Annotated in this window: 24 protein-coding genes and 1 pseudogene; 9 read left to right on the top strand and 16 right to left on the bottom strand. The window is 73.0% G+C overall.

What is annotated here, in order from left to right; all coding sequences use genetic code 11:
• Nucleotides 1-63 precede the first annotated feature (63 nt).
• Together ACIG3E_RS14945 and ACIG3E_RS14950 are read right to left on the bottom strand one after the other, a co-directional pair.
• Entirely contained in the window at nucleotides 64-774 is a 711-nt protein-coding gene (locus tag ACIG3E_RS14945) for a hypothetical protein (RefSeq protein WP_399615635.1), read from the bottom strand.
• Nucleotides 775-924: 150 nt separating this feature from the next.
• Nucleotides 925-1,317 carry an ATP-binding protein gene (locus tag ACIG3E_RS14950; RefSeq protein ID WP_399615637.1) on the bottom strand — a complete coding sequence of 131 codons (393 nt, stop codon included), beginning with the start codon at nucleotides 1,315-1,317 and terminating at the stop codon, nucleotides 925-927.
• A 202-nt stretch (nucleotides 1,318-1,519) separates the two neighbouring features.
• On the opposite strand from ACIG3E_RS14950, the pseudogene ACIG3E_RS14955 reads away from it, so the two are divergent.
• Nucleotides 1,520-2,802: pseudogene (locus tag ACIG3E_RS14955) on the top strand (helix-turn-helix domain-containing protein).
• A complete protein-coding gene (locus ACIG3E_RS14960; RefSeq protein ID WP_399615639.1) occupies nucleotides 2,799-3,350 on the top strand; it encodes a flavoprotein in 552 nt (183 codons plus the stop codon). Before ACIG3E_RS14955 ends, ACIG3E_RS14960 begins: the two are co-directional and overlap by 4 nt.
• 212 nt (nucleotides 3,351-3,562) lie before the next feature.
• Here the strand turns inward: ACIG3E_RS14960 and ACIG3E_RS14965 are convergent, their stop codons facing one another.
• Complete coding sequence (locus tag ACIG3E_RS14965; RefSeq protein ID WP_399615641.1) at nucleotides 3,563-3,937, bottom strand: hypothetical protein; 375 nt, start codon at nucleotides 3,935-3,937, stop codon at nucleotides 3,563-3,565.
• Nucleotides 3,938-4,330: 393 nt separating this feature from the next.
• On the opposite strand from ACIG3E_RS14965, the gene ACIG3E_RS14970 reads away from it, so the two are divergent.
• Both ACIG3E_RS14970 and ACIG3E_RS14975 read left to right on the top strand, forming a co-directional pair.
• On the top strand, nucleotides 4,331-5,422 hold the full coding sequence (locus tag ACIG3E_RS14970) for an NlpC/P60 family protein (protein ID WP_399615643.1): 1,092 nt from the start codon (nucleotides 4,331-4,333) through the stop codon (nucleotides 5,420-5,422).
• Nucleotides 5,423-5,895: 473 nt separating this feature from the next.
• Nucleotides 5,896-7,320 (top strand): PP2C family protein-serine/threonine phosphatase, encoded by a 1,425-nt coding sequence (locus tag ACIG3E_RS14975; RefSeq protein ID WP_399615645.1) that lies wholly within the window; start codon nucleotides 5,896-5,898, stop codon nucleotides 7,318-7,320.
• 33 nt (nucleotides 7,321-7,353) lie between these two features.
• Here the strand turns inward: ACIG3E_RS14975 and ACIG3E_RS14980 are convergent, their stop codons facing one another.
• The 4 genes from ACIG3E_RS14980 to ACIG3E_RS14995 form a co-directional block, all read right to left on the bottom strand.
• Nucleotides 7,354-7,686: a DUF2516 family protein gene (locus ACIG3E_RS14980; RefSeq protein WP_171075786.1), complete on the bottom strand. Its 333-nt coding sequence runs from the start codon at nucleotides 7,684-7,686 to the stop codon at nucleotides 7,354-7,356.
• Nucleotides 7,687-7,829: 143 nt separating this feature from the next.
• Complete coding sequence (locus ACIG3E_RS14985) at nucleotides 7,830-8,465, bottom strand: hypothetical protein (protein ID WP_399615648.1); 636 nt, start codon at nucleotides 8,463-8,465, stop codon at nucleotides 7,830-7,832.
• Nucleotides 8,466-8,489: 24 nt separating this feature from the next.
• Nucleotides 8,490-9,026: a helix-turn-helix domain-containing protein gene (locus tag ACIG3E_RS14990; RefSeq protein WP_399615650.1), complete on the bottom strand. Its 537-nt coding sequence runs from the start codon at nucleotides 9,024-9,026 to the stop codon at nucleotides 8,490-8,492.
• A gap of 150 nt (nucleotides 9,027-9,176) precedes the next feature.
• Complete coding sequence (locus ACIG3E_RS14995; protein ID WP_399615652.1) at nucleotides 9,177-9,719, bottom strand: hypothetical protein; 543 nt, start codon at nucleotides 9,717-9,719, stop codon at nucleotides 9,177-9,179.
• A 140-nt stretch (nucleotides 9,720-9,859) separates the two neighbouring features.
• Here ACIG3E_RS14995 and ACIG3E_RS15000 point away from each other — a divergent pair, with 140 nt between their 5' ends.
• A complete protein-coding gene (locus tag ACIG3E_RS15000; RefSeq protein WP_399615654.1) occupies nucleotides 9,860-10,231 on the top strand; it encodes a VOC family protein in 372 nt (123 codons plus the stop codon).
• Nucleotides 10,232-10,244: 13 nt separating this feature from the next.
• On the opposite strand, the gene ACIG3E_RS15005 is transcribed toward ACIG3E_RS15000, so the two are convergent.
• The gene (locus ACIG3E_RS15005; protein WP_399615656.1) at nucleotides 10,245-11,015 is read right to left on the bottom strand and encodes a YitT family protein; all 771 of its coding nucleotides are present in this window, start codon (nucleotides 11,013-11,015) and stop codon (nucleotides 10,245-10,247) included.
• A gap of 152 nt (nucleotides 11,016-11,167) precedes the next feature.
• Here ACIG3E_RS15005 and ACIG3E_RS15010 point away from each other — a divergent pair, with 152 nt between their 5' ends.
• Complete coding sequence (locus tag ACIG3E_RS15010) at nucleotides 11,168-12,613, top strand: PLP-dependent aminotransferase family protein (RefSeq protein ID WP_399615658.1); 1,446 nt, start codon at nucleotides 11,168-11,170, stop codon at nucleotides 12,611-12,613.
• 22 nt (nucleotides 12,614-12,635) lie between these two features.
• On the opposite strand, the gene ACIG3E_RS15015 is transcribed toward ACIG3E_RS15010, so the two are convergent.
• The 4 genes from ACIG3E_RS15015 to ACIG3E_RS15030 form a co-directional block, all read right to left on the bottom strand.
• Nucleotides 12,636-13,439 (bottom strand): ABC transporter permease, encoded by an 804-nt coding sequence (locus ACIG3E_RS15015; RefSeq protein ID WP_399615659.1) that lies wholly within the window; start codon nucleotides 13,437-13,439, stop codon nucleotides 12,636-12,638.
• Nucleotides 13,436-14,434 (bottom strand): ATP-binding cassette domain-containing protein, encoded by a 999-nt coding sequence (locus ACIG3E_RS15020; RefSeq protein WP_399615661.1) that lies wholly within the window; start codon nucleotides 14,432-14,434, stop codon nucleotides 13,436-13,438. Before ACIG3E_RS15020 ends, ACIG3E_RS15015 begins: the two co-directional genes overlap by 4 nt.
• A gap of 75 nt (nucleotides 14,435-14,509) precedes the next feature.
• A complete protein-coding gene (locus tag ACIG3E_RS15025) occupies nucleotides 14,510-15,352 on the bottom strand; it encodes a DUF4097 family beta strand repeat-containing protein (protein ID WP_399615664.1) in 843 nt (280 codons plus the stop codon).
• A gap of 344 nt (nucleotides 15,353-15,696) precedes the next feature.
• On the bottom strand, nucleotides 15,697-16,302 hold the full coding sequence (locus ACIG3E_RS15030) for a TetR/AcrR family transcriptional regulator (RefSeq protein WP_399615666.1): 606 nt from the start codon (nucleotides 16,300-16,302) through the stop codon (nucleotides 15,697-15,699).
• A 179-nt stretch (nucleotides 16,303-16,481) separates the two neighbouring features.
• On the opposite strand from ACIG3E_RS15030, the gene ACIG3E_RS15035 reads away from it, so the two are divergent.
• Nucleotides 16,482-17,135 (top strand): peroxiredoxin-like family protein, encoded by a 654-nt coding sequence (locus tag ACIG3E_RS15035; RefSeq protein WP_399615668.1) that lies wholly within the window; start codon nucleotides 16,482-16,484, stop codon nucleotides 17,133-17,135.
• Here ACIG3E_RS15035 and ACIG3E_RS15040 read toward each other — a convergent pair.
• Nucleotides 17,072-18,031, bottom strand: coding sequence for a LysR family transcriptional regulator (locus ACIG3E_RS15040; protein ID WP_399615834.1), 960 nt, complete (start codon nucleotides 18,029-18,031; stop codon nucleotides 17,072-17,074). The genes ACIG3E_RS15035 and ACIG3E_RS15040 overlap by 64 nt on opposite strands.
• Before the next feature lie 110 nt (nucleotides 18,032-18,141).
• Here ACIG3E_RS15040 and ACIG3E_RS15045 point away from each other — a divergent pair, with 110 nt between their 5' ends.
• The gene (locus ACIG3E_RS15045; protein WP_399615670.1) at nucleotides 18,142-19,239 is read left to right on the top strand and encodes a pyridoxal-phosphate dependent enzyme; all 1,098 of its coding nucleotides are present in this window, start codon (nucleotides 18,142-18,144) and stop codon (nucleotides 19,237-19,239) included.
• Nucleotides 19,240-19,346: 107 nt separating this feature from the next.
• On the opposite strand, the gene ACIG3E_RS15050 is transcribed toward ACIG3E_RS15045, so the two are convergent.
• Nucleotides 19,347-21,383: a HelD family protein gene (locus tag ACIG3E_RS15050; RefSeq protein WP_399615672.1), complete on the bottom strand. Its 2,037-nt coding sequence runs from the start codon at nucleotides 21,381-21,383 to the stop codon at nucleotides 19,347-19,349.
• Between the two features lie 73 nt (nucleotides 21,384-21,456).
• Between ACIG3E_RS15050 and ACIG3E_RS15055 the strand changes: the two genes are divergently transcribed.
• Nucleotides 21,457-22,119, top strand: coding sequence for a TetR/AcrR family transcriptional regulator (locus tag ACIG3E_RS15055; RefSeq protein WP_399615674.1), 663 nt, complete (start codon nucleotides 21,457-21,459; stop codon nucleotides 22,117-22,119).
• A gap of 3 nt (nucleotides 22,120-22,122) precedes the next feature.
• Here the strand turns inward: ACIG3E_RS15055 and ACIG3E_RS15060 are convergent, their stop codons facing one another.
• Nucleotides 22,123-22,674, bottom strand: coding sequence for a hypothetical protein (locus tag ACIG3E_RS15060; protein ID WP_399615676.1), 552 nt, complete (start codon nucleotides 22,672-22,674; stop codon nucleotides 22,123-22,125).
• 122 nt (nucleotides 22,675-22,796) lie between these two features.
• Entirely contained in the window at nucleotides 22,797-23,930 is a 1,134-nt protein-coding gene (locus tag ACIG3E_RS15065) for a phosphotransferase (RefSeq protein ID WP_399615678.1), read from the bottom strand.
• Between the last annotated feature and the right edge of the window lie 24 nt (nucleotides 23,931-23,954).

Raw genomic sequence — 23,954 nt, forward strand, 5'->3', positions numbered from 1 at the left:
CCTTGCCCGGCCGAGAGGAACCCGAACACATCTCGCCTCAGGCCTCCGCTACGCGCCCCAGCTCTAACGCAGCTCCAGAATGGAATGCAATTCCTCAAGACGCTGGGCAAGATAGCGCATGCTGATGTAGTTTACGGCGGCGTGCGGTGCTTCCTCCTCCAGTTCGACTACCGCTTGATGATCTGGCCCCAAGATGTGACGAGCGGTGACTAGGACTCTCGTGACGTGAGGCGAAACCTCCTCATGGTATGCATGGAGGCGTTCCCGTGAATAAGCGATGTCTCGTGAGGTTCGCTCTTCGAACGGGATGCTGAAAGGCAACTCTGGTTCGTTGCGCTGCCAGTCCCCGCAGAAGGAGATCAACAGGTCGCGTGTTGCGGTGATGTCTGCAAGCAAAACTCCGACCTGGTCGACTGCTGCTGTTGCGTCTCGCGCCGCCCTAGCTTCTGCATGCCGCTTCCATGCCATCAGTGCTTCTGCAGGGTATGCATCAGGCTCGCTGTCGATAATCTTTGCGCACGACCTGCACAGCCAGATGCCGTTCTGAATTGAACCGCGCTCGGCTGATGTCATTGACGCGTTATATCTGGGACCTTGCGGGCTGGCGGCAAAAATGTGGCAAGCCTCGCCAAGATTGGTGAACGCCTCAAGGTCCTGCCATGCTGGGCGAGTGGTCAGGCGACGGCATGTTGAATTGCTGCACCGGTGTCCAGCTCTGGCTGCCAAAGTAGCCTTCGTTTTTGCGCTGAAATCATCACGTTGCAGTCCACCCATCCGTTGATGGTAGTCGTACATGGGGGTCGCTGAGGCGGCTTTCGATTGGAGCCCGCAGCGTGCCCCTTCTGGGACCCCAGGTGACCGTGCCCGGAAACTGGAGTGAGCCGTCTTGAGCCAGCGGTGAAGAGTGACTCAAGTGCCCTGGCTTCAGGGCCGACTGTGCAGCCCAATGTCAGAGGGCCGAAGGGAGACCTCGGCCCATACCTGTTTGCCCGTAGAGGTGGGTTCCGCTCCGAAGCGCGCGGCCAACGCGGCCACCAGGAGCAGGCCGCGGCCGTGCTCGCTCGTGGTGCTAGGGGTGGAGACCCGGGGCAGGGCCCGGCCGGAGTCGTGGACCTCGATGCGCAGGGCGGTCTCGAGGAGTCGCGCGCTCACGGAGACCCGGGCCGTGCCGGTGTGCCGTACCGCGTTGGTCAGGAGTTCGCTGAGTACGAGCTCGGCGGTGTCGACCACATCGGGCTCCAGCTTCGGCTCCCAGCCGTGTATGGCCCGTACGACCCGGTGGCGGGTCGTGGTCACCGAGCCTGGGGTGACGGGCACGCAGAGAGCGAGGCGAGGTTCTGCCATGGGTGACCTCCGGAAGGGGTGCGGCCACCTCACGCAACCAGGCGGCTGCGAGGTGGGGTTGGCCCGGAGGGCGGCGTCGCATCGGTTATGCGAGAACTGCATAACGGCGAAATGGTCCTGATTTACGCTCGGTTGAGCGGGCATGATCGGCGGCGGTGGAAAGGGGCCGTGGCAGATGGTCGAAGCACACGGTGAATCGAGACGGATCGGCGAGGAGATCCGTCGGGCGCGGGTGCTGCAGCGACGCTCGCAGCACGACGTCGCCTCCGAGCTGGGCTACCACCAGTCGAAGCTGAGCCGCTTGGAGCGCGGGCATGGCACGGAGGACATTCGCGTCCTGCGGGCCGTCGCTCAGGAACTCGGCATCCCGCAGGGGAGATTGGGCCTCGCACCCACTCCGGGACCGGCCGCGTCACGCTCCGGGGGCGAGGACCTGCAACGCCGCGCCTTCCTCACGGCGAGCATCGCCGCACTCGCCGCGCCCACCGTCGCACCTGCCCCGAAGCCCGCCCGCCACGACCTGGTCCAGGCGCTCCTGCCCGCCATGAGCCCGGAGGGCACGGGCGTCGCCTTGGACCTGCCGCGTCTTGACGAACGTATCGGCACGGCCCGCAGACTCTTCTACGCCTGCGAGTACAGCGAGTTGGAAGGCGTTCTGCCCGCTCTGATCGCCGACCTCAGGTGCGCGTCCCGGGACGCGACGGACGGCGATGCCCTGTCCGCGTTACTGGCCACGGCCTATCAGACCTCGGCCAGCCTGCTCCTCAAACAGCACGACCAGGGCAACGCCTGGCTCGCGGTCGGCCGGGCCATGGCCGAGGCGGAGCGCTCCGGCGCGACCCGGTGGTCCTCGCCTCCAGCGTCCGTGTCCAGGCCCACGCACTGGCCCGCGAGAAGCACACCGAGCAGGCCGTCGCCCTCGTCCGGCACACCGCCGATCAGCTCACGGGCTCGTACGACCGCCGCTCCCCGAAGCACCTGGCGGCCGTCGGCCTGCTCCTCCTGCGCGGGGCGACGGCCGCGAGCGGCGCCGGTGACCGGGCGTCCGCCGAGGACTTCCTCGCCGAGGCCGGTGAGGCGGCTCGATACGTCCACGCCGACCGACCCGACGCGTGGGCCAACTTCAGTTCCACCAACGTCGCGCTGCACGAGCTCAGTGCTCTGGTGGCCTTCGGCGACGCCGGCCTCGCCCTCCGGGCCGCCCGTCCGCTCCTGCGCCGCCGCATCCCGGTGCCCGAGCGCCGCGCCGCCCTCTGGGTGGAGACGGCCCGCGCCTATACCCAGCAGGAACGCCTCCCCGACGCCTACCGGGCGCTGCGTATCGCCGAGCGCTGCGCCGCGCAGGACGTCCGTCGCCCGGCCGTGCGCGAGCTGGTCGCGGACATAGCTGCCCGCGACGCCCGCCGTACGCTGCCCGAGCTGCACCACTTCCACCGCACACTGGGAGCCATCACGTGACTGACGACTCGGCCGCCAACTCGGACGAGAGGCCATTTCTCTACGTCGTCGTGTGCGCGTGCGGCGTCGCCCCCGACGTCGGTGAGCTGATCACCGCCGCGCAGGAGCGGGGTTGGGGCGTCGGGGTCGTCGCCACCCCGCAAGCCCTCGGCTTCCTCGACACCGCAGCCGTCGAGGCGCAGACGGGCTACCCGATCCGCGCCGCCTGGCGCACCCCTGAAGAGCCCCGCCCCCTCCCACCCGCAGACGCCATCGCCGTAGCCCCGGCCAGCTTCAACACCATCAACAAATGGGCCGCGGGCACCTCCGACACCCTCGCCCTCGGCATCCTGTGCGAGGCCTACGGCATGGGCATCCCCACCGCCGCCCTGCCCTACCTCAACGCCGCGCAGGCGGCACACCCCGCCTACCGCCAGAGCCTGGACCGGCTGCGAGCGATGGACGTCCTCATCGGCTCGTACGAACCCCACCCGCCCAAGGCGGGCGGCGGAGCGGCCCGCTTCCAGTGGCAGGAGGCCCTCGAACTCCTCGAGCCACGCATCACCTGACGCCCCGGCCGAGCCAGCCATGGTCCAGCGCAGCGACAAGGCCCCCACCGAGGAGAAACCGCAGGTGGGGGCCTTGAGTGTGAGAGGAAGGCGTGGGCTTACTTCTTCTTGCCCTGATTCTTGTCGGAGTTCATGAAGTCCTGGCCAGCATCTGGGCGGTCGTTGCCGGTTGGTGTTGAACACTGCCGAGCGCCCTCGGACGGCCTAGCAAGCTAGCTGACATCCCGTAGAGGTTCGCTGGCCGAATAGCACGCGTCCAGCCACTTCGCCTCGTCCGTGCCGAGGATGGTGCTCCCGCACATGGGCGTGCTGAACAACCCGCCGTCAATGCTCACGTTCTCCAGAGTCTTCTTCTGAGCGGGAGTCACGGTGTCAGCCATCGTGGTCGTGAACCCCTTGACCGGCTTCGGCTCCCAATCCAGGTCCGAGTGAAGCAGCGTGGCTGCTCCTTCGCCCCACTTCTGAACGAAGATCAATCGCTCCCCACTGTCATTGACGAAGTAGGAGACGTAGTCCTTGTCGCCAATGGGGAAGGCGCTCAGCTGGGCGAGCAGCTTCCTTAAGTCACTACCGAAATCGGATGCCATGCTCGGGACGCTACCAACGATCTCGCAACGCCATGCACAAGTTCTTCACACTGGCGCAACGCGGCGGGTGCGCAGTCGCCCCAGCCGCGACGTAGCGCCCCGGGCGTACGACCCACGGAGCATGAGGCGCCCGGGGCGTACGGCCCGCGCTCCGGAGCGGCCGCACGCCCGGGCGGCGCGCGGCCCGCGCCCCAGGGCGGTCCAACGCATCGGGTGGCGCCGTCCGTTCACCGCGAGTGAACGTTCGACGCAGGGGAACGATCACCGCGTGCCGTTCGTCACACGAGGCAGGAGGGGAACGGGAGTTGCCACGCACCCCTGTCGCAATGGGCGCGGGCATGGCACCATCCCGAGGACGTCGCGGGGTTACTGACGGTAAATCAGCTTTGACCGATGGATCTGCTGTGGGGGTGGAGCGTGTCCGGCACGCGGTATTCGACGGCGACAGCCGTGGCTCTGGTCTGCGCGGCGGTGGTGCTCGGCGCGCCCGGCGCGGCGTTCGCGAGCCCCGCCGACCCCACCCCGCCCGGCCCGCCGACACCCGCCGGGGACACACCTCTTGAGCAGGTCCGCAAGAAGATCGACCGGCTCTACCGCGAAGCGGGCACGGCCACGGACGCGTACAACGCGGCGGAGGAGAAGGCCGACCGGCAGTCCAAGGAGATCGCCCGGCTCGCCCGCGACATCGACAAGGGCCAGCGGAAGCTGGACAGACTCAAGGCCCAGGCGGGCGCCGCCGCCCGCGCGCAGTACCGCGGCGGCTCCATCCCCGACCAGGCCCGGCTGCTCCTGAGCGACAGCCCCGAGCGGTTCCTGGACGGCGCGGGCCGCCTGCGCCAGGGCCAGCACGGCACGAAGTCGCTGCTCACGGAGATGGGCCGGACCCAGGCCGATCTGAAGACGTACGCCAAGGACGCCGCCGCCCAGTGGCGCAAGCTGGAGGCGGGCCGCAAGGCCAAGGCCGCGGCGAAGCGGAAGATCAAGGAGAGGATCGCCGCCGCCGAGAAGCTGGAGTCGCGCCTGGAGAAGAAGGAGCGCGAGCGGCTGCGCGAGCTGGAGGAGGAGGCCGCCCTCAAGCAGCAGTCGGCGTGGGTCGACACCGGGATACTGAAGGACCTCAAGGGCGACGCGACCGCGCGCGGCAGGAAGGCCGTCGCCTTCGCCACGGCCCAGATCGGCAAGCCGTACGTCTGGGGGGCCGAGGGCCCGAAGTCGTACGACTGCTCGGGGCTCACCTCCCGGGCCTGGGCGGCCGCGGGCCGCGGCATCCCGCGCACCTCGCAGGAGCAGTGGAAGCGCCTGCCTCACGTCGACGTGAAGAACATGCGCCCCGGCGACCTGATCATCTACCACAAGGACGCCAGCCACGTGGGGATGTACGTGGGCGACGGCGCCATCGTGCACGCGCCCCGGCCGGGGCGGAGCGTGACGATCGCGGGGGCGGGCTCGATGGAGATCCTCGGGGTCGTCCGCCCGGACCGCTGACCCGGCCGGGGGCGCCCCCGACCTGACCGGAGGCACCGCCGCCCCGCAGCCGCCCCGGCCCGAGGCACCGCCGCCCCGCCCGGAGGTGCCCGGTCGGCAGCCGCCCCGGCCGGAGGCACGGGCGCCCCGCCCGGAGGCCTCCCACCGCGGAATCTGAGCCATTCAGCGGCGCCCGGCCGGGCCATTCGGCCGCATCCGGGAGGGGTCCCGCCGCACACCGCGTACGGTGTGCCGCGCACGCCTGTGACCCAGCGCACGAGGTACCGCCCCGCTCAACCCCGCGGGCGTGATGTTCGTCATCCCAGTCGAAGCGGGTTCGTGCCCCATTGCGGTCCAGGGCGCGGCATATGCCGTCTGCCGGGTGCCGCGCCGCATTCCCCCGTGCCCTCGGCTACCGCTATGGTCCCCGTCTGGTGTGGGGCGTGCGACCGTCGCCCCACCGTGCCCTCGGGGGGAGGGAAGGAACTCAACGCATGCCCGTACCCATACCGCGGCAGAGAGCGGTCCCGGCCGCGGCAGGCGGTCAGGCACCGGCGGTGCCGACGCCCGACGCGTCCCCGGACGGCTCCGGCCGCGCCGGCGGCACGGGCGGCCCCGGCACCTCCGCGAGCCCCGGGCTCACCCTGCTGCTCATCGAGGACGACCCGGGCGGCTCGCTGAGCCTGCCCGAGCTGGTGGACTCCACGGGCAGGCCCATCCGCATCCGCGCCGCCCGCAACCTCACCGAGGTCGAGCGGCTGCTCACGGACGACGTGCACTGCATCCTGCTCGACCTCGCCCTGCCCGACGGCCCGGCGCCGAACGGCGGCACGGGCGGCACGGGCGGCACGGGCGGCACACCGGCGTACGGCACCCCGGCGTACGACGCCGAGCGCGGCGCGGACCGGGCGCCCGCCGACGCCGACGAGCTGACCACGCTGCGGCACGTGCTCCGCCTCGCGCCCCGGCACGCCGTCCTCGCCCTGACCACGTCGGGCGACGCCGAGCGCGGCGCGCGGGCGGTGCGGGTCGGCGCCCAGGACTATCTGTTCCGCGACGAGCTGGACGGCCGTCTCCTGAGCCGCGCGATCCAGTACGCGGTGGAGCGCAAGCGCGCGGACGCCGCGCAGCGGCAGCTCACCGAGTCCCGGCTGCGCGCCCAGGAGAACGCCCGCCTGGAGCGGGGCCTGCTGCCGACGCCGCTGCTCGAAGGGTCACCGCTGCGGTTCGCGTCGCGCTACCGTCCGGGCCGCTCCCGCGCCCTGCTCGGCGGCGACTTCTACGACACGGTGCGCACCCCCGACGGCTCGGTGCACGTGATGATCGGCGACGTCTGCGGCCACGGCCCCGACGAGGCGGCGCTCGGCGTGGAGCTGCGCATAGCCTGGCGGGCCCTGACGTTCGCGGGCCTGGTCGGCGACGAGCTCCTGTCCACGTTGCAGAAGGTCCTTGAGCACGAGCGGGCGAACGAGGAGATCTTCGCGACGCTGTGCACGGTCGACATCGCGCCGGACGGCCGCCGGGCGGGCCTGTGCCTGGCCGGTCACCCGGCGCCGTTGGTCGCCCGCCCCGGCCTGCCGGCCGAGCTGCTGCCGTACGACAACGGCGGCCCGGCGCTCGGTCTGCTGCCGCGCGCCCGCTGGCCGCGCCAGCAGGTGCAGCTCGGCGGGACCTGGAGCCTGATGCTCTACACGGACGGCCTCATCGAGGGCCGGATCGGCCGCGGCAACCAGCGGCTCGGGCAGGACGGCATGGTGGAGATGGTGCGCCGCAAGCTCGCGGCGGGCCTGCGCGGCGACGCGCTCCTGGAGGCGGCCGTGACCGAGGTGCGGGAGCTCAACGGCGGCGAGCTGACCGACGACGTGGCGGTCCTGCTCCTGGACCGCGAACCGGCCCACGAGCGGGGCGACGAGCGCTAGGGCCTGTCCGGAGGGTCGGCGCGAGGCGGGACGTCAGCGCCCGCCGTTGTACGGGCCGTACGGACCGTCGCTGCTGGAGCCGCGGCGGCCGCCGCCCCCGCCCATGACCTGGCGAAGGGCGGGGCGTACGTCGACCATGTACACGATCGTGGCGACGAGGCCGATGATCGGCAGGAACGACAGCACGTTGAAGATCAGGTTCACCACGAAGGCGAGCCCGAGGATGATCAGCCAGAACGGCTTGGTCTTCTTGTCGGCCGCCCGATAGGCGTCCTCCCGCCGGACGGCGGCGTCGATGAGCGCGAATCCGCTGAACACGATCAGGGCCAGCGACAGCAGCCACATGAAGTTCGCGAACCCTTGCATCAGCACAACGTCCACCACCAGTCTCGGCGAATTCAGCACGACTCCCGTGCCGTCCGTACGACGTCACGGTACCGCTACCCGCACAACGGACCGGGCACTCCGGGAGTGCCCGGCCGTGTGGGCGGGCCCGGACCCGAGCGGTCCTACTCGGCGGGCGGCGCGGTCTTCTTCGCGGCCGTCTTCTTGGTGGCCGTCTTCTTCGCGGCGGGCTTGCGGGCCTCGGTGCCCTCGCCCTTCTCCGCGGCGGAGGCGTCCGTGGCGGCGGCGCCTTCGCCCTCGCCCGTCTTCGCCTCAGACGCCTCGGACGCCTCAGACCCCTCAGGCGCGTCGGGCTCGACGGTGTCGGCGATCTCCACGAGCTCGTCGGCGGCCTCGCCGCGCAGGTTCCGCACGGTCTGCTCGCCGTGCTCGGCGACCTTCTCGTACGTCTCGCGCGCCTGGACCGCGTACTCGACGGCGACGCCGACGCCGCGCAGGGCGAAGTCCTGGGCGTTCTCACCGATGCGCTTCAGGTCCGTGTCCAGGACGCCGATGAGCTCGCCCACCTTGGTCTGGATGGCCTCGCGGGCCTCCTTGGCGCGGGCGGCCGCCCGGTCCTGGACGTCCTTGGGGTTGGTGTTGCGCACCGCCTCCAGGCGGGCGGGGGCCTCGGCGGCGAGCTGTTCGAGGGCGCCGGGCACCTTCTTCGCCTGCTGGAGCGCGAGTTCCGCGCCGCCGACGACGAAGTAGAGGGGGGTCGGGTTGGTGACGGCCTTGCGCACCTCGTCGGTGATGGGCATGACGATGGTCCTCCCGGATTGGCTTCAGCTGGGGGGCTGTTCACCCGTGGGCCGACGGCCCTCGGGGTTGGCATCACTGCCGCCGGCCGTGCGGGGTCCGTCAGCGGTGGGGGCCGGTGCGCCGTCCTGGGCGCTCTCGGGACCGGAACCGTTCGAGTACGACGACGCGTACGCGTCCGTGGCCGAGGGCTGCGACGTCTCCGAGGGCGCGGTCACGAAGCCGTTCTCCTTGCGGAACGACTCGTAGATCTGCAGGAGCACCTGCTTCTGCCGCTCGTTGATGGACGGGTCGGCGAGGATGACGGCGCGCGTCTCCAGCTCGTCCCGCTCCTTCTCGTCGAGGATTCCGGCCCGGACGTAGAGCGTCTCGGCGGAGATCCGCAGCGCCTTGGCGACCTGCTGGAGCACCTCGGCACTCGGCTTGCGCAACCCGCGCTCGATCTGGCTCAGATACGGATTGGACACCCCGGCGGCATCGGCGAGCTGACGCAACGACAGCTGCGCGTTGCGCCGCTGCTCGCGCAGGTACTCACCGAGATTGCCGACGTTGAGCGATGCCATGTTCCCGATGGTGCCCTGCCTTGCTAACTATTGCAAGCGCCCGCTTGCAAAAGTGCGCCACGCCACGTGCGGCCGAGCGCCTCGGTCGGCCGGTGAGTGCTCCAGTCGGCCACCTCCGCGCCGAGAGCGGGCGTCCTGCCGCTTCGGACGTCACGAGTTCATCCGACGGTCGATGAGCCATCGCGTTTGAGCCACATCACCGCTGCCCACGGTCAGGCCTGCTCGGGCGGCGACGTAGAAGCGGTCCCGGCCTTCGTCCGCGCGCCGCACGGCGGCCACCCAGTCGAAGTCGTCGTCGGCCACCCCTCGTGCCGCTCGCTCCAGTTGCAGCACTGCCCAACGCCAGTCGCGCGCGGCGGCGACCGTGTCCGCGTCGCCGAGCAGGAGCACCCCCTCCCACGCCTTGGTCCGCTGGGCGTCAGCCTGGGCCAGCAGCTCAAGTCCCGCGGTCCGGTCGATCGGATGCGCCCGCGAGGCCGGGCGCGACGGTGCCGTGATGCGATGCGCGAGCAAGTGGACCTCTTTGAGCGCACGGCCGAACTCGGAGTAGGCGTCCAGCCGCCGCTCGTCCCACCGCACCGAGAGGGCGCGTGCCCACTGTGCCCTGTCATTGAGGCGTGCTGTGAGCAGCGTTCCGAGAACGCCGACGACGACGCCTATGAGTGCGGGCAGTTGGTTCAGAAAGGCGGTCACCTTCGGAGCTTGCCCGTCACGGAGCGCCCGCCAACTGTCCGGCTCGGAGTGGCCAACCGAGCCGCTCCGGATCACCACGCGCGGAGCCGGGCACATTAATGGCTGGCTGCGTGTGGTGGGCGCGGCCTAGGGTGCCGGGCATGGCATGTCGCATCTCTGAACTGATCGTTCCCGCCCTGGAGCCGCGGCGTCTCGCGGCGTTCTGGTGCGAGGTGCTGGACTTCGTCGAGCTCGACACGGATGACGGCGCGGTGGAGATCGGCCCGCGCGAAGGGTTCGGCGGACTCCAGCCGACCCTGGTCTTCGTCCCCACCGACGAGCCCAAGTCGGGCCAGCTGCGGCTGCACTTCGACGTCAACGCCACCGACCGCGACCAGGACGCCGAGCTCGAACGCCTCCTGAAGCTCGGAGCGCACCCGGCCGACATCGGCCAGAGCGGCACGGAGCAGTGGCACGTCCTGCTCGACCCCGAGGGCAACGAGTTCTGCCTCCTGCGGGCCCGGCTGAACTGAGCCCCCGCGGCCGTCACGGCGCGTACGCCCACTTCGGTACGGAGAACTGGGCCACCGGGCCCACCGCGACGGCGTACAGGACCGTGCCGACGCCCACGGTGCCGCCGAGGAGCCAGCCCGCGGCGAGGACGGTGAGCTCGATGGCGGTGCGGACCGTGCGCAGGGAGCGGCCGGTCGCGGCGGTCAGGCCGGTCATCAGGCCGTCGCGGGGCCCGGGGCCGAAGCGGGCGCCCACGTAGACGCCGATCGAGAAGCCGTTCAGGAGGATGCCCGCCGTCAGGAGGGCGATCCGCGCCGGGAGGCCCGCGGGCTCGGGGACGAGCCAGAGGCCCGCGTCCGCCACCACGCCCACCAGGGCGATGTTGGCGAAGGTGCCGAAGGTCGGCTTCTGCCGCAGCGGGATCCACAGGGCGAGGACGGCCGCGCCCACCAGCGTGGTCAGCGCGCCGAAGCTGAGCGGAGTGTGCCGCTCCAGGCCCTGGTTCAGGACGGCCCACGGGTTGACGCCCAGGGCGGCTCTGACCGTGAGCGCGATGCTGAAGCCGTACAGGGCCAGGCCGACGAGGAGTTGGGGGACCCGGCGCAGGGGGCGCTCGGCGAACGGGAGGTAGGTCAGGGGCGGTGTGCGCCGGGCCTGACCCCGCAGCCGCCCGCCCTCGCCCGCCGCCCCCGGCCTCGCGCCCCGCCCGCCCTCGCCCGCCGCCCCCGGCCCCGCGCCCCGCCCGCCCTCGCGCGCCACCTCCGCGCCCCGCGCCTTCCGCTGCTGCCCCGTCTCAAGTCCCACGCCCCGCTCCTCCCTTTCGCCTGCCGCCCGGTGGGCCCCCCGACCTCGCCAGGCATGGGCCCCGGGCACGGCGCCCCGCAGGCCCCTTGCCCATGGCCAGGAGTCTGTACAGTCATTGGCCTTGAAAGCATGGCCAATCTTCGGGGAGTGGTATGGCCGAGCGGAATCTGGGCAGTCAGCAGCTCGCCGCGCTGCTGCCCGGCGCGGCGGACGCCCGGCCCGCCTACCGGCACCTCGCCCAGGCCATCGGCGACCTGGTGCTCGACGGGCGGATCGCGCTGCGGGTGCGGCTGCCCGCGGAGCGGGAGCTGGCCCTGGCGCTCGGGGTCAGCAGGCCCACCGTCACCGCCGCCTACGACCTGCTGCGCGAGAGCGGCTACGCGCACAGCCGCCGGGGCTCCGGCACCTGGACCGCGCTGCCCGAGGGGCGGGCGCCCAGCGGGGTCACCCGCGCCCTCGCGCCGCCGGACGCCGCCATCGACCTGGCCAGGGCGGCGCCGGGGCTGCCCGAGCACACCGTGACCGACGCGCTCGCCACGGCCGCGCCCCGGATCGCCGCGCACACGCGGAGCCCGGGCTACCACCCGTACGGGCTGCCGGAGTTGCGGGCCGCCGTCGCCGAACGGTTCACCCGGCGCGGCCTCGCCACCGTGCCCGAGCAGATCCTGGTGACCTCCGGCGCCCAGCACGCGCTCACGCTGGTCCTCGGGCTCCTCTCAAGCCCGGGCGACCGGATCCTGGTCGAGAGCCCCTCGTACCCGAACGCCCTGGAGGCGCTGCGCCGCGCCCGGCTCCGCCCGGTGTCCGTCCCCATGGCCGACGACGGCTGGGACGCGGAGCTCGTCGAGTCGACGCTGCGCCAGGCCGTGCCCCAACTGGCCTACCTCATCCCCGACTTCCACAACCCCACCGGGCTGCTCATGCCGGACGCCACCCGGGCCCGGGTGCTGCGCGCCGCGCACCGCTGCGGCACCTGGCTGGTCGTCGACGAGACCCTCGCGGACCTCGCCCTGGACGTCCCGGCCCCGCGCCCCACCGCCACGCACGCCGCGCCCGGGGCGGCCGCGCAGGTCATCACCGTCGGCTCGATGAGCAAGAGCCACTGGGGCGGCCTGCGCGTCGGCTGGCTGCGCGCGCCCGCGCGGCTCGTGACCGAGCTGGCCGCCCAGCGCGTCGCGGGCGACCTGGGCGGCCCGGTCGTGGACCAGTTCCTCGCCCTGTACTTCCTGGAGCGGGCGGACACCTCGGTGCCGGAGCGGATCGCGCGCCTGCGCGAGCAGCGGGACGCGCTCACCGGGGCGCTCGCCGCGCACCTGCCGGGGTGGACCTGGCGGCAGCCGCCCGGCGGGCTCTCGCTCTGGGCGGACCTGGGCGCGCCCGTCTCCGCCGCGCTCGCCGAACGGGCCCTGGACTACGGCGTGCGGATCGAGGGCGGTGCCTGTTTCGCCGCCGACCCCGGCGTGTTCGAGCAGCGGCTGCGCATCCCGTTCACCACCAGCCCGGACGCGCTGCGCGAGGCCGTGCGCCGGCTGGCCGCCGCGCTCGCCGACGACCGGCCACTGCCGACGGCCGCGCACCGGCCGCGCTGGGTCGTCTGAGGTTGATCCGGTACCCGGGGGCTCAGCGGTTGGCGACCCGGTTGAAGGAGGCCTTGGCCCACGCGTAGCCGAGTACGGTCAGGGCGGTCAGCCAGGCCAGGGAGATCCAGCCGTCGTTGCCGATCTCGGTGCCCAGGAGCAGCCCGCGTACCGTCTCGGTGATCGGCGTGAAGGGCTGGTACTCCGCGAACCAGCGGATCCCGGCGGGCATCGAGTCGGGCGGGACCACCGCCGAGCCCAGGAAGGGCAGGAACGCCAGCGGCAGCGGCGCGTTGGAGGCCGTCTCCACGCTCTCGGAGCCGAGGCCGATCGCCGCCGAGAGCCAGGCGAGCGCGAACGCCAGGAACAGCAGCAGGCCGAGGACCGCCGCCCACTCCAGGACGTGCGCGTTGGAGCGGAAGCCGACCGCGAGGGCGACGCACACGATGAGCAGGAGGCTGACCGCGGTCTGCACCACGTTGCCGAGGACGTGTCCGACGAGGACCGAGGCCCGGGAGATCGACATCGTCCGGAAGCGGTTGATGATGCCCTCGGTCATGTCGGTGCACACCGAGACGGCCGTGGCGATCGAGCTGGTGGCGATGGCCATCAGGAGGATGCCGGGGGTGATGTAGTTGGTGTACACGTCCCGGCCGCCACCGCCGCCGACGCCGGGTACGTCGATGCCGTCGCCCAGCGGGGCGCCGAAGACGTAGACGAACATCAGCAGCATCAGGACCGGCAGGACCACGACCGACAGGGTCAGCGAGGGGTACCGCTGGGCGTGCTTGAGGTTGCGGCGCAGCATCGTCATCGAGTCGCGCAGCGCGTAGCTGGTGGTGCTCATCGCTGAGCCTCCTTCACGGCGGTGCCCGCGGCGACGGTCCTGCGGTCCTGGCCGGTCAGGGACAGGAAGACGTCGTCCAGGTCGGGGGTGTGCACGGTGAGCGCCTCCGCCTGGATGCCGGAGCCCTCCAGGACGTCGAGGACGGCGCGCAGCACGGGGATGCTGCCGTCGCTGGGGACCTGGAGCGTGAGCTCGTCGTCGTCGCGCGTGACGGTGGACAGGGCGAGGCGGTCGGTGGCGGCGTTCAGCTGGTGGATGTCGTTGAAGCGCAGGCGGATGTGGCCGCCGGGGATGCGGCGCTTGAGCTCTTCGGCGGTGCCCTCGGCGACGATCTTCCCGCCGTCGAGCACCGCGATGCGGTCGGCCAGTTGGTCGGCCTCTTCCAGGTACTGCGTGGTCAGGAAGATGGTGGTGCCGCCCGCGACCAGGTCGCGGATCAGGTCCCACATGGTGCGGCGGCTGCGCGGGTCGAGGCCGGTCGTCGGCTCGTCGAGGAAGATCACGCTCGGGCGGCCGACCAGCGTCATCGCCAGGTCCAGTTTGCGGCGCATGCCGCCGGAGAAGGTCGAGGCGGGCTTGCGCGCCACGTCGGCGATCTCGAAGCGCTCCAGGAGTTCGGCGGCGCGGCGTCTGCCCTCGGCCCGGTCGAGGTGCAGCAGGTCCGCGATGAGGAGCATGTTCTCCTCGGCGGTCAGCAGGCCGTCCACCGCGGCGAACTGCCCCGTCACGCCGATGGACTTGCGGACCGCGTCCGCGTGGCGGACCAGGTCGTGGCCCGCGATCTGGGCCGTGCCCCCGTCGTGGGCGATCAGGGTGGAGAGGATCTGCACGGTGGTCGTCTTGCCCGCACCGTTCGGACCGAGGAGCGCGAAGGTCGTGCCGGGCGCGACGCTCAGGTCGATCCCGTCGAGCACGACCTTCTCGCCGTACGCCTTGCGCAGCCCTTGTGCGGCGATCGCTTTCGGCGGAGCGGTCAAACCGGTGGTGGCAGTCATCGTGCCGCCTCCTTGCTTCGATTCTTCCGTGGCTGGTGAGAGCCGGTGCTGTGGGCGCCCCGGGGCGGGGGCGCGTCAGGCGGAGGCGGAGCGGACCACGATGTCGCCGTAGCCGGTGCGGGCCGAAATCTCGACGGTCTCGGCGCCCGGCGCGGGGCCCGCGGCGGAGCCGAGCGCGTTGCGCACCGCGCCGAACTGGGAGTTGGCCTCCAGCCAGGCGACGCTGGAGTCGCGGATGCCGACCTCCAGGTCGCCGATGGCGGCCTCCATGGTGACGCGGCCGCGGGCGACGTCGGCGAGCTTGATGCTGCCGTTGTCGGCCTTGGCGTCGACGGCGGCGTGCGCGACGCCCACGTAGATGTTGCCGTTGGCGGTGGTGGCGCGCAGGTCGCCGGTGATCTCGCCGATGCTGGTGTCGTTCTTGTGGTTCCGGACGGTGGCGGTGCCGGTGATGTCGCCGAGGTCGACCTGGCCCGCCGCCTCGACCTCGACGTCGCCGGTGGCCCGCGAGAGGCGGACCGCGCCGAAGCCGGTCTTGAGGTAGGCCGCGCCGGTCTCCGCGACGGTGATGTCACCGGCGGACGACTCGAAGCGGCAGTCCCCGAGGCGGCCCTCGGTCCAGAAGGAACCGGCGGCGGTCACGCCCCGGACGTCCGATCCTGACGGCAGCTCCACGGTGACCTCCACCGAGCCGCTCTTGCCGAACACGGACCGCTGCTTGGGGCCCTTGACGACCAGGCGGCCGTCGACGCACGAGACCTCGACCTGCTGCGCGGCCTTCACGTCGGCGCTCTCGCCGTCGTCGGTCGGCGCCACCGTGACGACGGTGTCGAGGCGCTTGGTGGCGGTGAAGCGGGCGGTGCCCATGTCGAACTCGACGAGGGCGGAGAGCGGTTCGGGGGTGTCGAAGGTAGGCATGGCCGTCCTGTTCCGATCGTGGGGTCCGGCGCCGCCCGTGGGCGGCCTGAACTTCATGACGCCAGCATGGCATCACGATGGCGCCAATGCAAGCCTGCTTGGCGCAAGGGTGGTGCCACGGGGCGTGAAGGGGGGCGCGCAGCGGAGGTACCCCTGCCGCCGCATGCCTTCTGAGCTGCTGTTATTCGTACCGGAGTACGCCGGAGCAGCGTGCGCCGCAGGCGCCAGCCGGGCGCTGGACACTGCCCTTAAGGGCATCACGGGAGGGGCGGAAGGGGCGTTTGGCGCCGCCAGGCGCCACGGAGGTGCCGGTCACGGCGCCTGCGGTGCCGCTCGGGGGCGGGTCAGTCGGCCCGGGCCGCCGGGGCCCGCAGCCCCGCCAGCGTCGCCGCCACCGTGCGCCGCAGCGCCTCCGTACCGGCACCGGCGCGCGAGCGCAGGTTCACGCCGTACGCGAGCAGGACCAGCGTCTCGGCGGTGGCATCGAGGTCCACCCCCGGCGCGAGCTGACCCTCGGCGCGGGCCGATGCCAGGGCGCCCGCCATCGCCTCCCGCAGCCGCCGGTGGTGGTCGTCCAGGACGGCGCGGACGTCGGGGTCCTCGGCCTCGCCGCCCGCGTAGGCGTTGACGAGCATGCAGCCCCAGCCCGCGTACTCGCCGCGGCAGCGCTGCTCGATCAGGCCGTCGAAGGCCTCCTGGATCGCGGGCAGGCCGCGCCCGTCGCCCGCGAGGCGTTCGCACGCCGGGCGCGCGCGCTCGCGCACGTAGCGGCGCAGCGCGGCCAAGTAGAGCTGGCGCTTGCCGCCGAAGGTGGCGTACAGGCTGGAGCGGTTGAGTCCCGTCTCGGCGGTGACGGTCTGGATGGAGACGGTGGCGGCGCCGAGCCGCCAGAAGAGGCGCTCGACGCGCTCCAGGGCCGCGTCGGGGTCGAAGTGCTTGATGTCGGGCACCGCGCCCTCCCCCGGTCGATTCCTGAACTGGCCGTTCCAAGTTAGCCCTTGACGCCCGTACGGGGCCACCACCATCCTGAAACGGTCGTTCCAAGATAAGCGCGGCGGCCGTGGTCGCCCGGGACGACGCGTACGCAGCATCGACGACCACGCGGCACCCACCAGAAGGACGGCCCCGCATGAGCCTGCGCGACGAACTCCGCTTCCTCCACGACAACCGCCACCTCAAACTGTCCGCCGACACCATGGCGACCATGGACCGCAACGCCGAGGCGCTCGCCGGGTCCGGCATCACGGACCGAGCCGTCGGCGTCGGGGCACGGGCCCCGCTCTTCACCCTCAAGTCGGCGACGGGCGCGGAGGTTTCGCTGACCGGGCTGCTCGCCGAGGGCCCGGTCGTGCTCACCTTCTACCGTGGCGCCTGGTGCCCGTTCTGCAACCTGGCGCTGCGCGCCCTCCAGGAGCACCACGACGCGCTCACCGCCCGCGGGGCCCGGCTCGTCGCCGTCTCGCCGCAGGTCCCCGACGAGTCGCTGTCCCTGACGGAGAAGCAGGGCCTCGCCTTCGACGTGCTCAGCGACCTCGGCTCGGACGTCGCGAAGAGCTACGGCATCGCCTTCGACCTGGGCGAGGAGCTGGGCGCGCTCTACGACAGCCTCGGCTTCGAGCTCCAGCGCGTCAACGGCGGGCACGGCCGCACCCTGCCCCTGCCCGCCACGTACGTCATCGACCCCGCGGGCGTCGTCCGCTGGGCGTTCGTCGCGACCGACTACGCGCTGCGGGCCGAGCCCGCCGACGTGCTCGCGGCGCTCGACGCCCTCGACGCCGCCTGAGCCGCCGCGCGCAGCGCCTGCCGGGCGGCCGCCACCGCCGGACGGCCGCCACCGCCGCGGCGTACGACGGTGAGGATCCGGCGCGCGCCCAGGCCGGGCGGCAGGTCCCGCAGCACGACCGTCGGCGTGCCGGGCACCGCCGAGAAGGGTCCCGCGCCCCACACCAGGTCCGGCAGGAACGCGGCGGCGTGGCCGCGCTCGGCGAGGCGCAGATGGACCAGCAGGTCGGCGGACTCGTACCGCACGTCGGGCTCGAACCCGGCCTCGCGGCACACCGCCGTCGCCCAGCGCCGCGCGGCCGTGCCCTCGGGCTCCATGACCCAGGGGTGACCGGACAGGGACCGCGGGTCCAGGTCACCGGCCGACCCCGGCACGGCGAGCCGCAGCGGGTCCCGGCACAGCTCCTGCCGCTCAAGCACCTCGGAGCGCGGCCCCGCGCCGCCCGGGTACTCCTCCGCGACGACCAGGTCGAAGTCCCGGGCGAGCAGCGCCGGAAGGGCCGCCTCCGGCTCCAGCTGCGTGACGTGCACGCGCAGCCGGGGGTGGGCGGCGCGCAACGAGGTGAGGGCGGCCGGGACGAGCGCGAGGGCCGCGGTCTGGAAGGCGGCGACGCGCAGCGTGCCGGTGAGTTCGGTGAGCGAGGCGGCGATGTCGGCCTCGGCGCGCTCCATGCGTTCCAGGAGCGCCTCGGTGTGGGCGACGAGGATCTCGGCCTGCGCGGTGAGCCGCACCCGCCGCCCCACGGGTTCGAGGAGCGGGACGCCCGCCTCCGCCTCCAGCTGGGCGAGTTGCTGCGAGACGGTGGAGGGGCTGTACGAGAGCGCGGCGGCGACGGCGGCGAGCGTGCCGCGGTGCTTCAGCTCGCGCAGCAGCCGCAGGCGGCGGAGGTCGTACACGCGGCCCCCTTCGACCAGCGAGTTCGTGCCGAACATTCGGCCTTCCTGACGAATATAGGTCGGAAAGATCCGCTGGACCGAAAGATCGACCGGCCCGCAAGGTGGGGCACATGACCGAGACCTCCGCTTCCGCCCGTACGACGCCGTGGTTCGCGCGCCCCGCCGCCCGCGCCTGGACCTGCGCGCCCGCCCCGGCCGGCGTCCGGGACTTCCACGCGTCACTGCCCGGGTACGCGCCCACACCCCTGACGGAACTCCCCTCCCTGGCCGCCGAGTTGGGTGTGGGCCGGGTCTTCGTCAAGGACGAGTCGGCGCGGCTCGGGCTGCCCGCGTTCAAGGTGCTCGGCACGTCGTGGGCCGTGCACCGGCTGCTCGCGGGCCGCCCGGCCGGGGAGCGCGTGGAGTTCGTGACCGCGACCGACGGCAACCACGGCCGGGCGGTGGCCCGCGAGGCACGGCGGCTCGGCAACGGCGCCCACGTCTTCGTGTCGCAGGGGGTGCACCCCGGGGCGGCCGCCGCGATCGAGAGCGAGGGGGCGCGGGTCACGCGGGTCGCCGGGGACTACGACCGGGCGGTCCGCGAGGCCGCCGCGGCGGCGCGCGCCACCGCGCACGCGGTGCTCGTCCAGGACACCGCCTGGCCCGGCTACGAGGAGGTGCCCGCGCTGATCGTCGAGGGGTACGCCACGCTGTTCGCGGAGGTCGACGAGCAGCTCGCGGCGGCCGGGGCCGGGGCGCCCGGCCTGGTCGTGGTGCCCGTCGGCGTGGGCTCCCTGGCGCAGGCCGCCGTCACGCACTACCGCGGCCGCCCCGCCTCCGGGCCCGGGGCCGCCCCCGCCCTGCTCGCCGTCGAGCCGACCGCCGCGGCACCCGCCCTCGCGAGCCTCACGCGCGGCGAGCCCGTCACCGTGCCCACCCGCACGACGGCCATGGCGGGCCTGAACTGCGGCACCCTCTCCAGCCTCGCCTGGCCGTACCTGCGCGACGGCCTCGACGCGGCCACCGCCGTACCGGACCCGGCCGCCGCGACGGCCCTGCGCGACCTGACCGCCCTCGGCGTCCCCTCCGGCCCCTGCGGCGCCGCCCCCCTCGCGGCCGCCCGAGCGGCCCTGACGGACACCGCCCGCAGAACGGCCCTCGCGGTGACACCGACGACGACGGTGGTACTCCTCAGCACAGAGGGCAGGGAAGCCAACCCGCACGGTTGACGCTTCTCACCCGGCCGCGGGGCCGAAGGCGGGCAGGGCGACTTCTACTTCCGCAGTAAATAGAACCATCTATCTAGTCGCGAACTAGGAAGGGACACCCCGGCCTCCTAGGCCACCCGCCACGGCAACTCCCTGCTGTGCACCACCTCAAGGCTCGACACCGCCCGGGTCAGGACCACGTACAGCCGGTGCTGTCCGCGCTTCTCCGCCTCCGCGATCGCGGCCGGTTCGACCGCCACCACGTGGTCGTACTCCAGGCCCTTGGCCACCGACGCGGGAACGACCGTGACGCGCGCGCCCAGCTCGTCCGGGCCCGCCGCCCCGATGCCCGCGGCGGTGAGCGCGGCGCGCAGCGCGTCCGTGGCGGCGTCGGCCGCGATGACACCGATGGAGCCCTCGCGGGCGAGCGCGCCGCGGACCGCCGCGACGGCGCCGGTCAGCACGTCCGGCACCCGGCGGACCGCCAGGTCGCCGTCGCGGCGCAGGGAGCGCGCGGGCGGCACGTCGACGTCGAGCCCGGCGAGCAGGTCGTTGGCGAGCGCGACGATGGCCCGCGGGACACGGAAGCCGGTGGTGAGCGGGGTGACCTGGGTGTCCGGCTTGCCGAGGTGGGCGAGGAGCTCGGGCCAGGCGCGGGCGGCCCACGGCGTGGTGCCCTGCGCGAGGTCGCCGAGGACGGTGACGGAGCCGAAGCCGACGCGGCGCGCGATGGCGCGGCACTCCATCGGCGAGAGGTCCTGCGCCTCGTCGACCACGATGTGGCCGTAGCCCTCGGGCCGTTCCACGAGGCCCGCGAGCTCGTCGAGGAGGACGAGGTCGGCGGCCGACCACCGCGCCGACCGGTACGAGCGTGGCGGCCTGGCCCACACGATCGCCCGCTGCTCCTCGGGCGTGAGGAGGCCGTCGGAGGCTCGGGCCAACGCGCCAGCGTCCCCCAGGAGTTCGCAGAGGACCTCCTCGGGGCGGGCCTTCGGCCAGGCCGCGTCGACGAAGGCGGAGACGGGCCGTGCCCGGGAGACCTTCTGCACCCAGGTGTTGTTCATCGGGCCCGCGCGGCGCTCGGCCTGGTCCTGGATGTGGCGGACGGCGCGGCTGCGGACGCGCTCGCGGCCGGTGTCGTAGGGCGGTTCCTCCGCGCGGACGTCCGCGACGATCCGCTCCAGGTCGGCGGCGGGGATCCGCCAGCGGTACGAGCCGTCCGGCAGGGCGAGGTCGGCGGCGACGGGCGTCACGCGCGCGTAGAGGGCGCGGCGCAGGACCTCCGCCATCCGGGCGTCGTGCTTGACGGCCGCGGCCCGCTCGTCGTCGTACGCCGTGACGGGCTGCCGGGCGATCTCGTCCTGGACGGTGGACTGGCGCACCCCGGTCTCGCCGAGGGAGGGCAGGACCTCGGCGATGTACCGCAGGAAGGTGCGGTTGGGGCCGAGGATGAGCAGGCCGGAGCGGCGGACGCGCTGCGGGTGGGTGTAGAGGAGGTAGGCCGCGCGGTGCAGGCCGACGGCGGTCTTGCCGGTGCCGGGGGCGCCCTGGACGCACACGGAGGCGGTGAGCGCGGCTCGGACGAGGTCGTCCTGCTCGGGCTGGATGGTGGCGGCGATGTCGCGCATGGGGCCGACGCGGGGCCGCTCGATCTCCCCGGCGAGGATGCGGCTCGGCGCGGCCGTCTCGCCGGACGTCAGATGTTCGTCCTCGAGGCCGGTGAGGTCGGCGGATTCCCCCTTGCTGCCGGGTGCCCAGCCGAAGCGGCGGCGGACGGCGACGCCCTGCGGGTCGCGGGCGCCCGCCTGGTAGAAGGCGCGCGACACGGGCGCCCGCCAGTCGACGACCAGGGGCGGCGCGGCCGGGTCCTCGGTGATGCGCAGCCGTCCGATGTGGTAGCGCTGGCCGCGGTGGTCGCCCGCGTCCGCCGCCTCGGGGTCGAAGTCGAGCCGCCCGAAGTACAGGGGGCCTTGCGGGAGTTCGCGCATCTCCTTGGCCTTGCTGCGCAGCTGGTAGCCGAGCACTTCGGCGTCGGCGCCGGACGCGGAGGCGTTCTCGCCGCTGATCACCTGTTCCTGGGCCCCGTCCACCATCGCGGCGAGGGCGGCGCGGCAGGTGTCGTGATAGTCGCGCTCCCATGCGAGCTCTTCGTCGAGTGGTGTCATGCCGACGAGCGTAGCAAAAGTCGTTACTCGGTTACATTTTTTACTGAGGCTCACTTTGGGCTACGCTGGAGCCATGACCGGTACGACGGACACGCCCCCGCACGCCGACCCGGCCCCCGTCGGCCTGCGGCAGCTCAAGAAGCGGCGCACGCAGCAGACGATCTCCGACACGGCGGTCGCGCTCTTCCTCGAGCGCGGCTTCGACAAGGTGTCGGTCGCGGAGGTGGCGGCCGCCGCGGAGGTCTCCAAGCCCACGCTGTTCCGGTACTTCCCGGCCAAGGAGGACCTGGTCCTGCACCGGTTCGCCGATCACGAGGACGAGGCGGCCCGCGTGGTCGCGACCCGCGGCGACCGCTCTCCGCTCACGGCGCTGCGCGACCACTTCCACGCCGGGCTCGACCGCCACGACCCGGTCACCGGCCTCTGTGACCACCCCGACGTGCTCGCCTTCCACCGGCTGCTCTACGGCACCCCGGCGCTGACGGGCCGCCTGTACGCCTACCAGGACCGGGCCGAACGCGCCCTCGCCCACGCCCTCGCCGCCCCGGCCGCCGAAGCCTCCCTCGAAGCGCGCCTGGCCGCGGCGCAGATCCTGGCCGTGCAGCGGGTGCTCGCGCTGGAGAACTGGCGCAGGATCTCGGCGGGAAGGAGCGCGGCCGCGCTCCTTCCCGAAGCACGCGGAGAGGCCGCCACGGCCTTCGGCCAACTCCGCGCGGGACTGCCGCACTACGCCTGAGCACTAGCCGGGCAGCGGGCCCGCCACGCGCCACAGGGCGTCGAAGAGCAGCCCCCGGTGCCGGATCCGCTCGCGGGCGGCGACGCCCTCGTCGGCGTGCCAGCGCGTGAGGCCGCCGCTCCCGTCGAAGAGCTGCTCCCGCCCGATCAGGCAGAAGCCGGGGAACGGCGAGAGGTGCAGGGCACGGAACTCCCCGTCGAGGCGGGCCCGTTCGCCCCGCGCGAGGGACCGCCGCAGCGCCGCGACGTCCTGGGCGTGCCCGCGCACCCGCCGCAGCAGCTCCCGCCGCGCGGCCGCCTCGTCCCCGGCCGCGCCCGGCACGGCCACCGGCCGGGTGAAGTCCGGCACGATGACCCGCAGCGTGACGTGCGGCCGCGCCGACGGGCCGGGCCCACCCAGACAGCCCGTCAGCGCCCGCACCACGTCCTCGCCGGTGAACGCGACGGCGTCGATACGGGGATCCTGGCCGAGGGCCGCGCCGATGCGGTGCTCCAGCACGGACGCGGCCGCCGTCGACGCGTACCGCCGCCCCGCCGGCCGCAGTGATTCCTTCACGTCACGTCCCTCGCCGCACAGCGCGTCTCCCACCCCACCCAGGAGGGTCACCGCCCGGACCGGCGGCCAGCGACATGATGCCCGCCCCGGGGAAGCCCAGGAAGACACCGCGGCCCCCGGGTCTACCGCGGCCCGCGCTCCTCCTCGGACCAGGACCAGCGTTCGAGGGCGTCCATCGTGTCGGCGTACGACGGGACGGACTTGAGGTCCAGGGCGTGCCGGGCGGCGCCGAGCGCGGAGTGCACCCGCCCGGCCGCCCGCTCCAGGGCGCCCTCCGCCCGCTCCGGCCCCTCCAGCATCAGGGCGGCCCGGATGACGTCGGTGAAGACGGACTGGGCCCGCTTGAAGTCGAGCAGCCGCGGCAGGTCCCGCCACCACCCGGCTCGACTCCCGGCCCTGGCCGCCGACACCGCCTCGCACCAGCGCCGGACGACGTGCCACTCCTGGTGCGGGGCGTACCGCATGAGGTGCAGATGCGTGGCCAGGTCGTACAGGGGGTCGCCGACCATCGCGAGTTCCCAGTCGATCGTCCAGAGCTGGCCGCAGCGGTCCAGGACGAAGTTCTCCCGGTGCAGGTCGCCGTGGAGCAGGCAGAAAGGGCGGCGCGTCAGCCCCGACACCCGCTCGCGCAGCACGGCGAAGGAGTCCCTGCCGATCCCGAACTCCTTGAAGAGCGGGCCGAACCGGTCCTCGTTCCTCAGGTAGACGTACTCCTCGGCGAAGAAGACGAGGCGCTCGATGAAGCCGTTGGTGTCCCCGTCCCGCGGCCGGTCCGCGGCGGCGCAGCGCCGCTCGGCCGCCACGTCGTCAGGACCCACGCCCGCCAGCTCGCCGAACAGGGCGACGATCTGGTCGATCACCCCGGCCGGGATGTCGGCGCCGCGCCCGGCGCCGGGTCCTGGCTGGTACTCCGCGCCGGACTCGGCCTCCGAGCGCGCGCAGGAGCCCAGCGTGCGCCCCTCGATGAATCGCTGGAGGCGGAACTCGTCCTTCTGGATGACCTCCGGAACGCGCGTGACGCGCCCGGCGAGCGCGACGAGCAGCTCCTCCTCCGACCAGAAGCAGCGGCGGTCGAACCACAGGAGGCCCGGGCGCGGCTCCCGGCACTTCCAGCGCCAGGTCACCCCGGACTCGTCCGGCAGCGGGAAGACGTACGTCTCGTGGTGGTAGCCCCTGAGCGGCCCTTCGAGCGCGGCCATGCCGCCGCTCGCGCGGGCAGCGCGGGCCCGGGCCGGGGAGGTCGACTCAGAGGGCATGGCACGTTTCTCCCAGCCTGGTGA

Origin of the sequence: Streptomyces sp. NPDC053474 (assembly GCF_044544845.1) — a bacterium.
Lineage (GTDB): Bacteria > Actinomycetota > Actinomycetes > Streptomycetales > Streptomycetaceae > Streptomyces.

Bases quoted from the DNA above. Each gene is read 5' to 3' on its own strand.
- ACIG3E_RS15050 (WP_399615672.1), bottom strand. From the start codon at position 21,383: ATGACACCACTCGACGAAGAGCTCGCATGGGAGCGCGACTATCACGAC.
- ACIG3E_RS15010 (WP_399615658.1), top strand. From the start codon at position 11,168: ATGGCCGAGCGGAATCTGGGCAGTCAGCAGCTCGCCGCGCTGCTGCCC.
- ACIG3E_RS15025 (WP_399615664.1), bottom strand. From the start codon at position 15,352: ATGCCTACCTTCGACACCCCCGAACCGCTCTCCGCCCTCGTCGAGTTC.
- ACIG3E_RS14990 (WP_399615650.1), bottom strand. From the start codon at position 9,026: ATGGCATCGCTCAACGTCGGCAATCTCGGTGAGTACCTGCGCGAGCAG.
- ACIG3E_RS14970 (WP_399615643.1), top strand. From the start codon at position 4,331: ATGGATCTGCTGTGGGGGTGGAGCGTGTCCGGCACGCGGTATTCGACG.
- ACIG3E_RS14985 (WP_399615648.1), bottom strand. From the start codon at position 8,465: ATGCCCATCACCGACGAGGTGCGCAAGGCCGTCACCAACCCGACCCCC.
- ACIG3E_RS15055 (WP_399615674.1), top strand. From the start codon at position 21,457: ATGACCGGTACGACGGACACGCCCCCGCACGCCGACCCGGCCCCCGTC.
- ACIG3E_RS14945 (WP_399615635.1), bottom strand. From the start codon at position 774: ATGGGTGGACTGCAACGTGATGATTTCAGCGCAAAAACGAAGGCTACT.
- ACIG3E_RS14975 (WP_399615645.1), top strand. From the start codon at position 5,896: ATGCCCGTACCCATACCGCGGCAGAGAGCGGTCCCGGCCGCGGCAGGC.
- ACIG3E_RS15035 (WP_399615668.1), top strand. From the start codon at position 16,482: ATGAGCCTGCGCGACGAACTCCGCTTCCTCCACGACAACCGCCACCTC.
- ACIG3E_RS15020 (WP_399615661.1), bottom strand. From the start codon at position 14,434: ATGACTGCCACCACCGGTTTGACCGCTCCGCCGAAAGCGATCGCCGCA.
- ACIG3E_RS15045 (WP_399615670.1), top strand. From the start codon at position 18,142: ATGACCGAGACCTCCGCTTCCGCCCGTACGACGCCGTGGTTCGCGCGC.
- ACIG3E_RS15065 (WP_399615678.1), bottom strand. From the start codon at position 23,930: ATGCCCTCTGAGTCGACCTCCCCGGCCCGGGCCCGCGCTGCCCGCGCG.
- ACIG3E_RS14965 (WP_399615641.1), bottom strand. From the start codon at position 3,937: ATGGCATCCGATTTCGGTAGTGACTTAAGGAAGCTGCTCGCCCAGCTG.
- ACIG3E_RS15015 (WP_399615659.1), bottom strand. From the start codon at position 13,439: ATGAGCACCACCAGCTACGCGCTGCGCGACTCGATGACGATGCTGCGC.
- ACIG3E_RS14980 (WP_171075786.1), bottom strand. From the start codon at position 7,686: ATGCAAGGGTTCGCGAACTTCATGTGGCTGCTGTCGCTGGCCCTGATC.
- ACIG3E_RS15000 (WP_399615654.1), top strand. From the start codon at position 9,860: ATGGCATGTCGCATCTCTGAACTGATCGTTCCCGCCCTGGAGCCGCGG.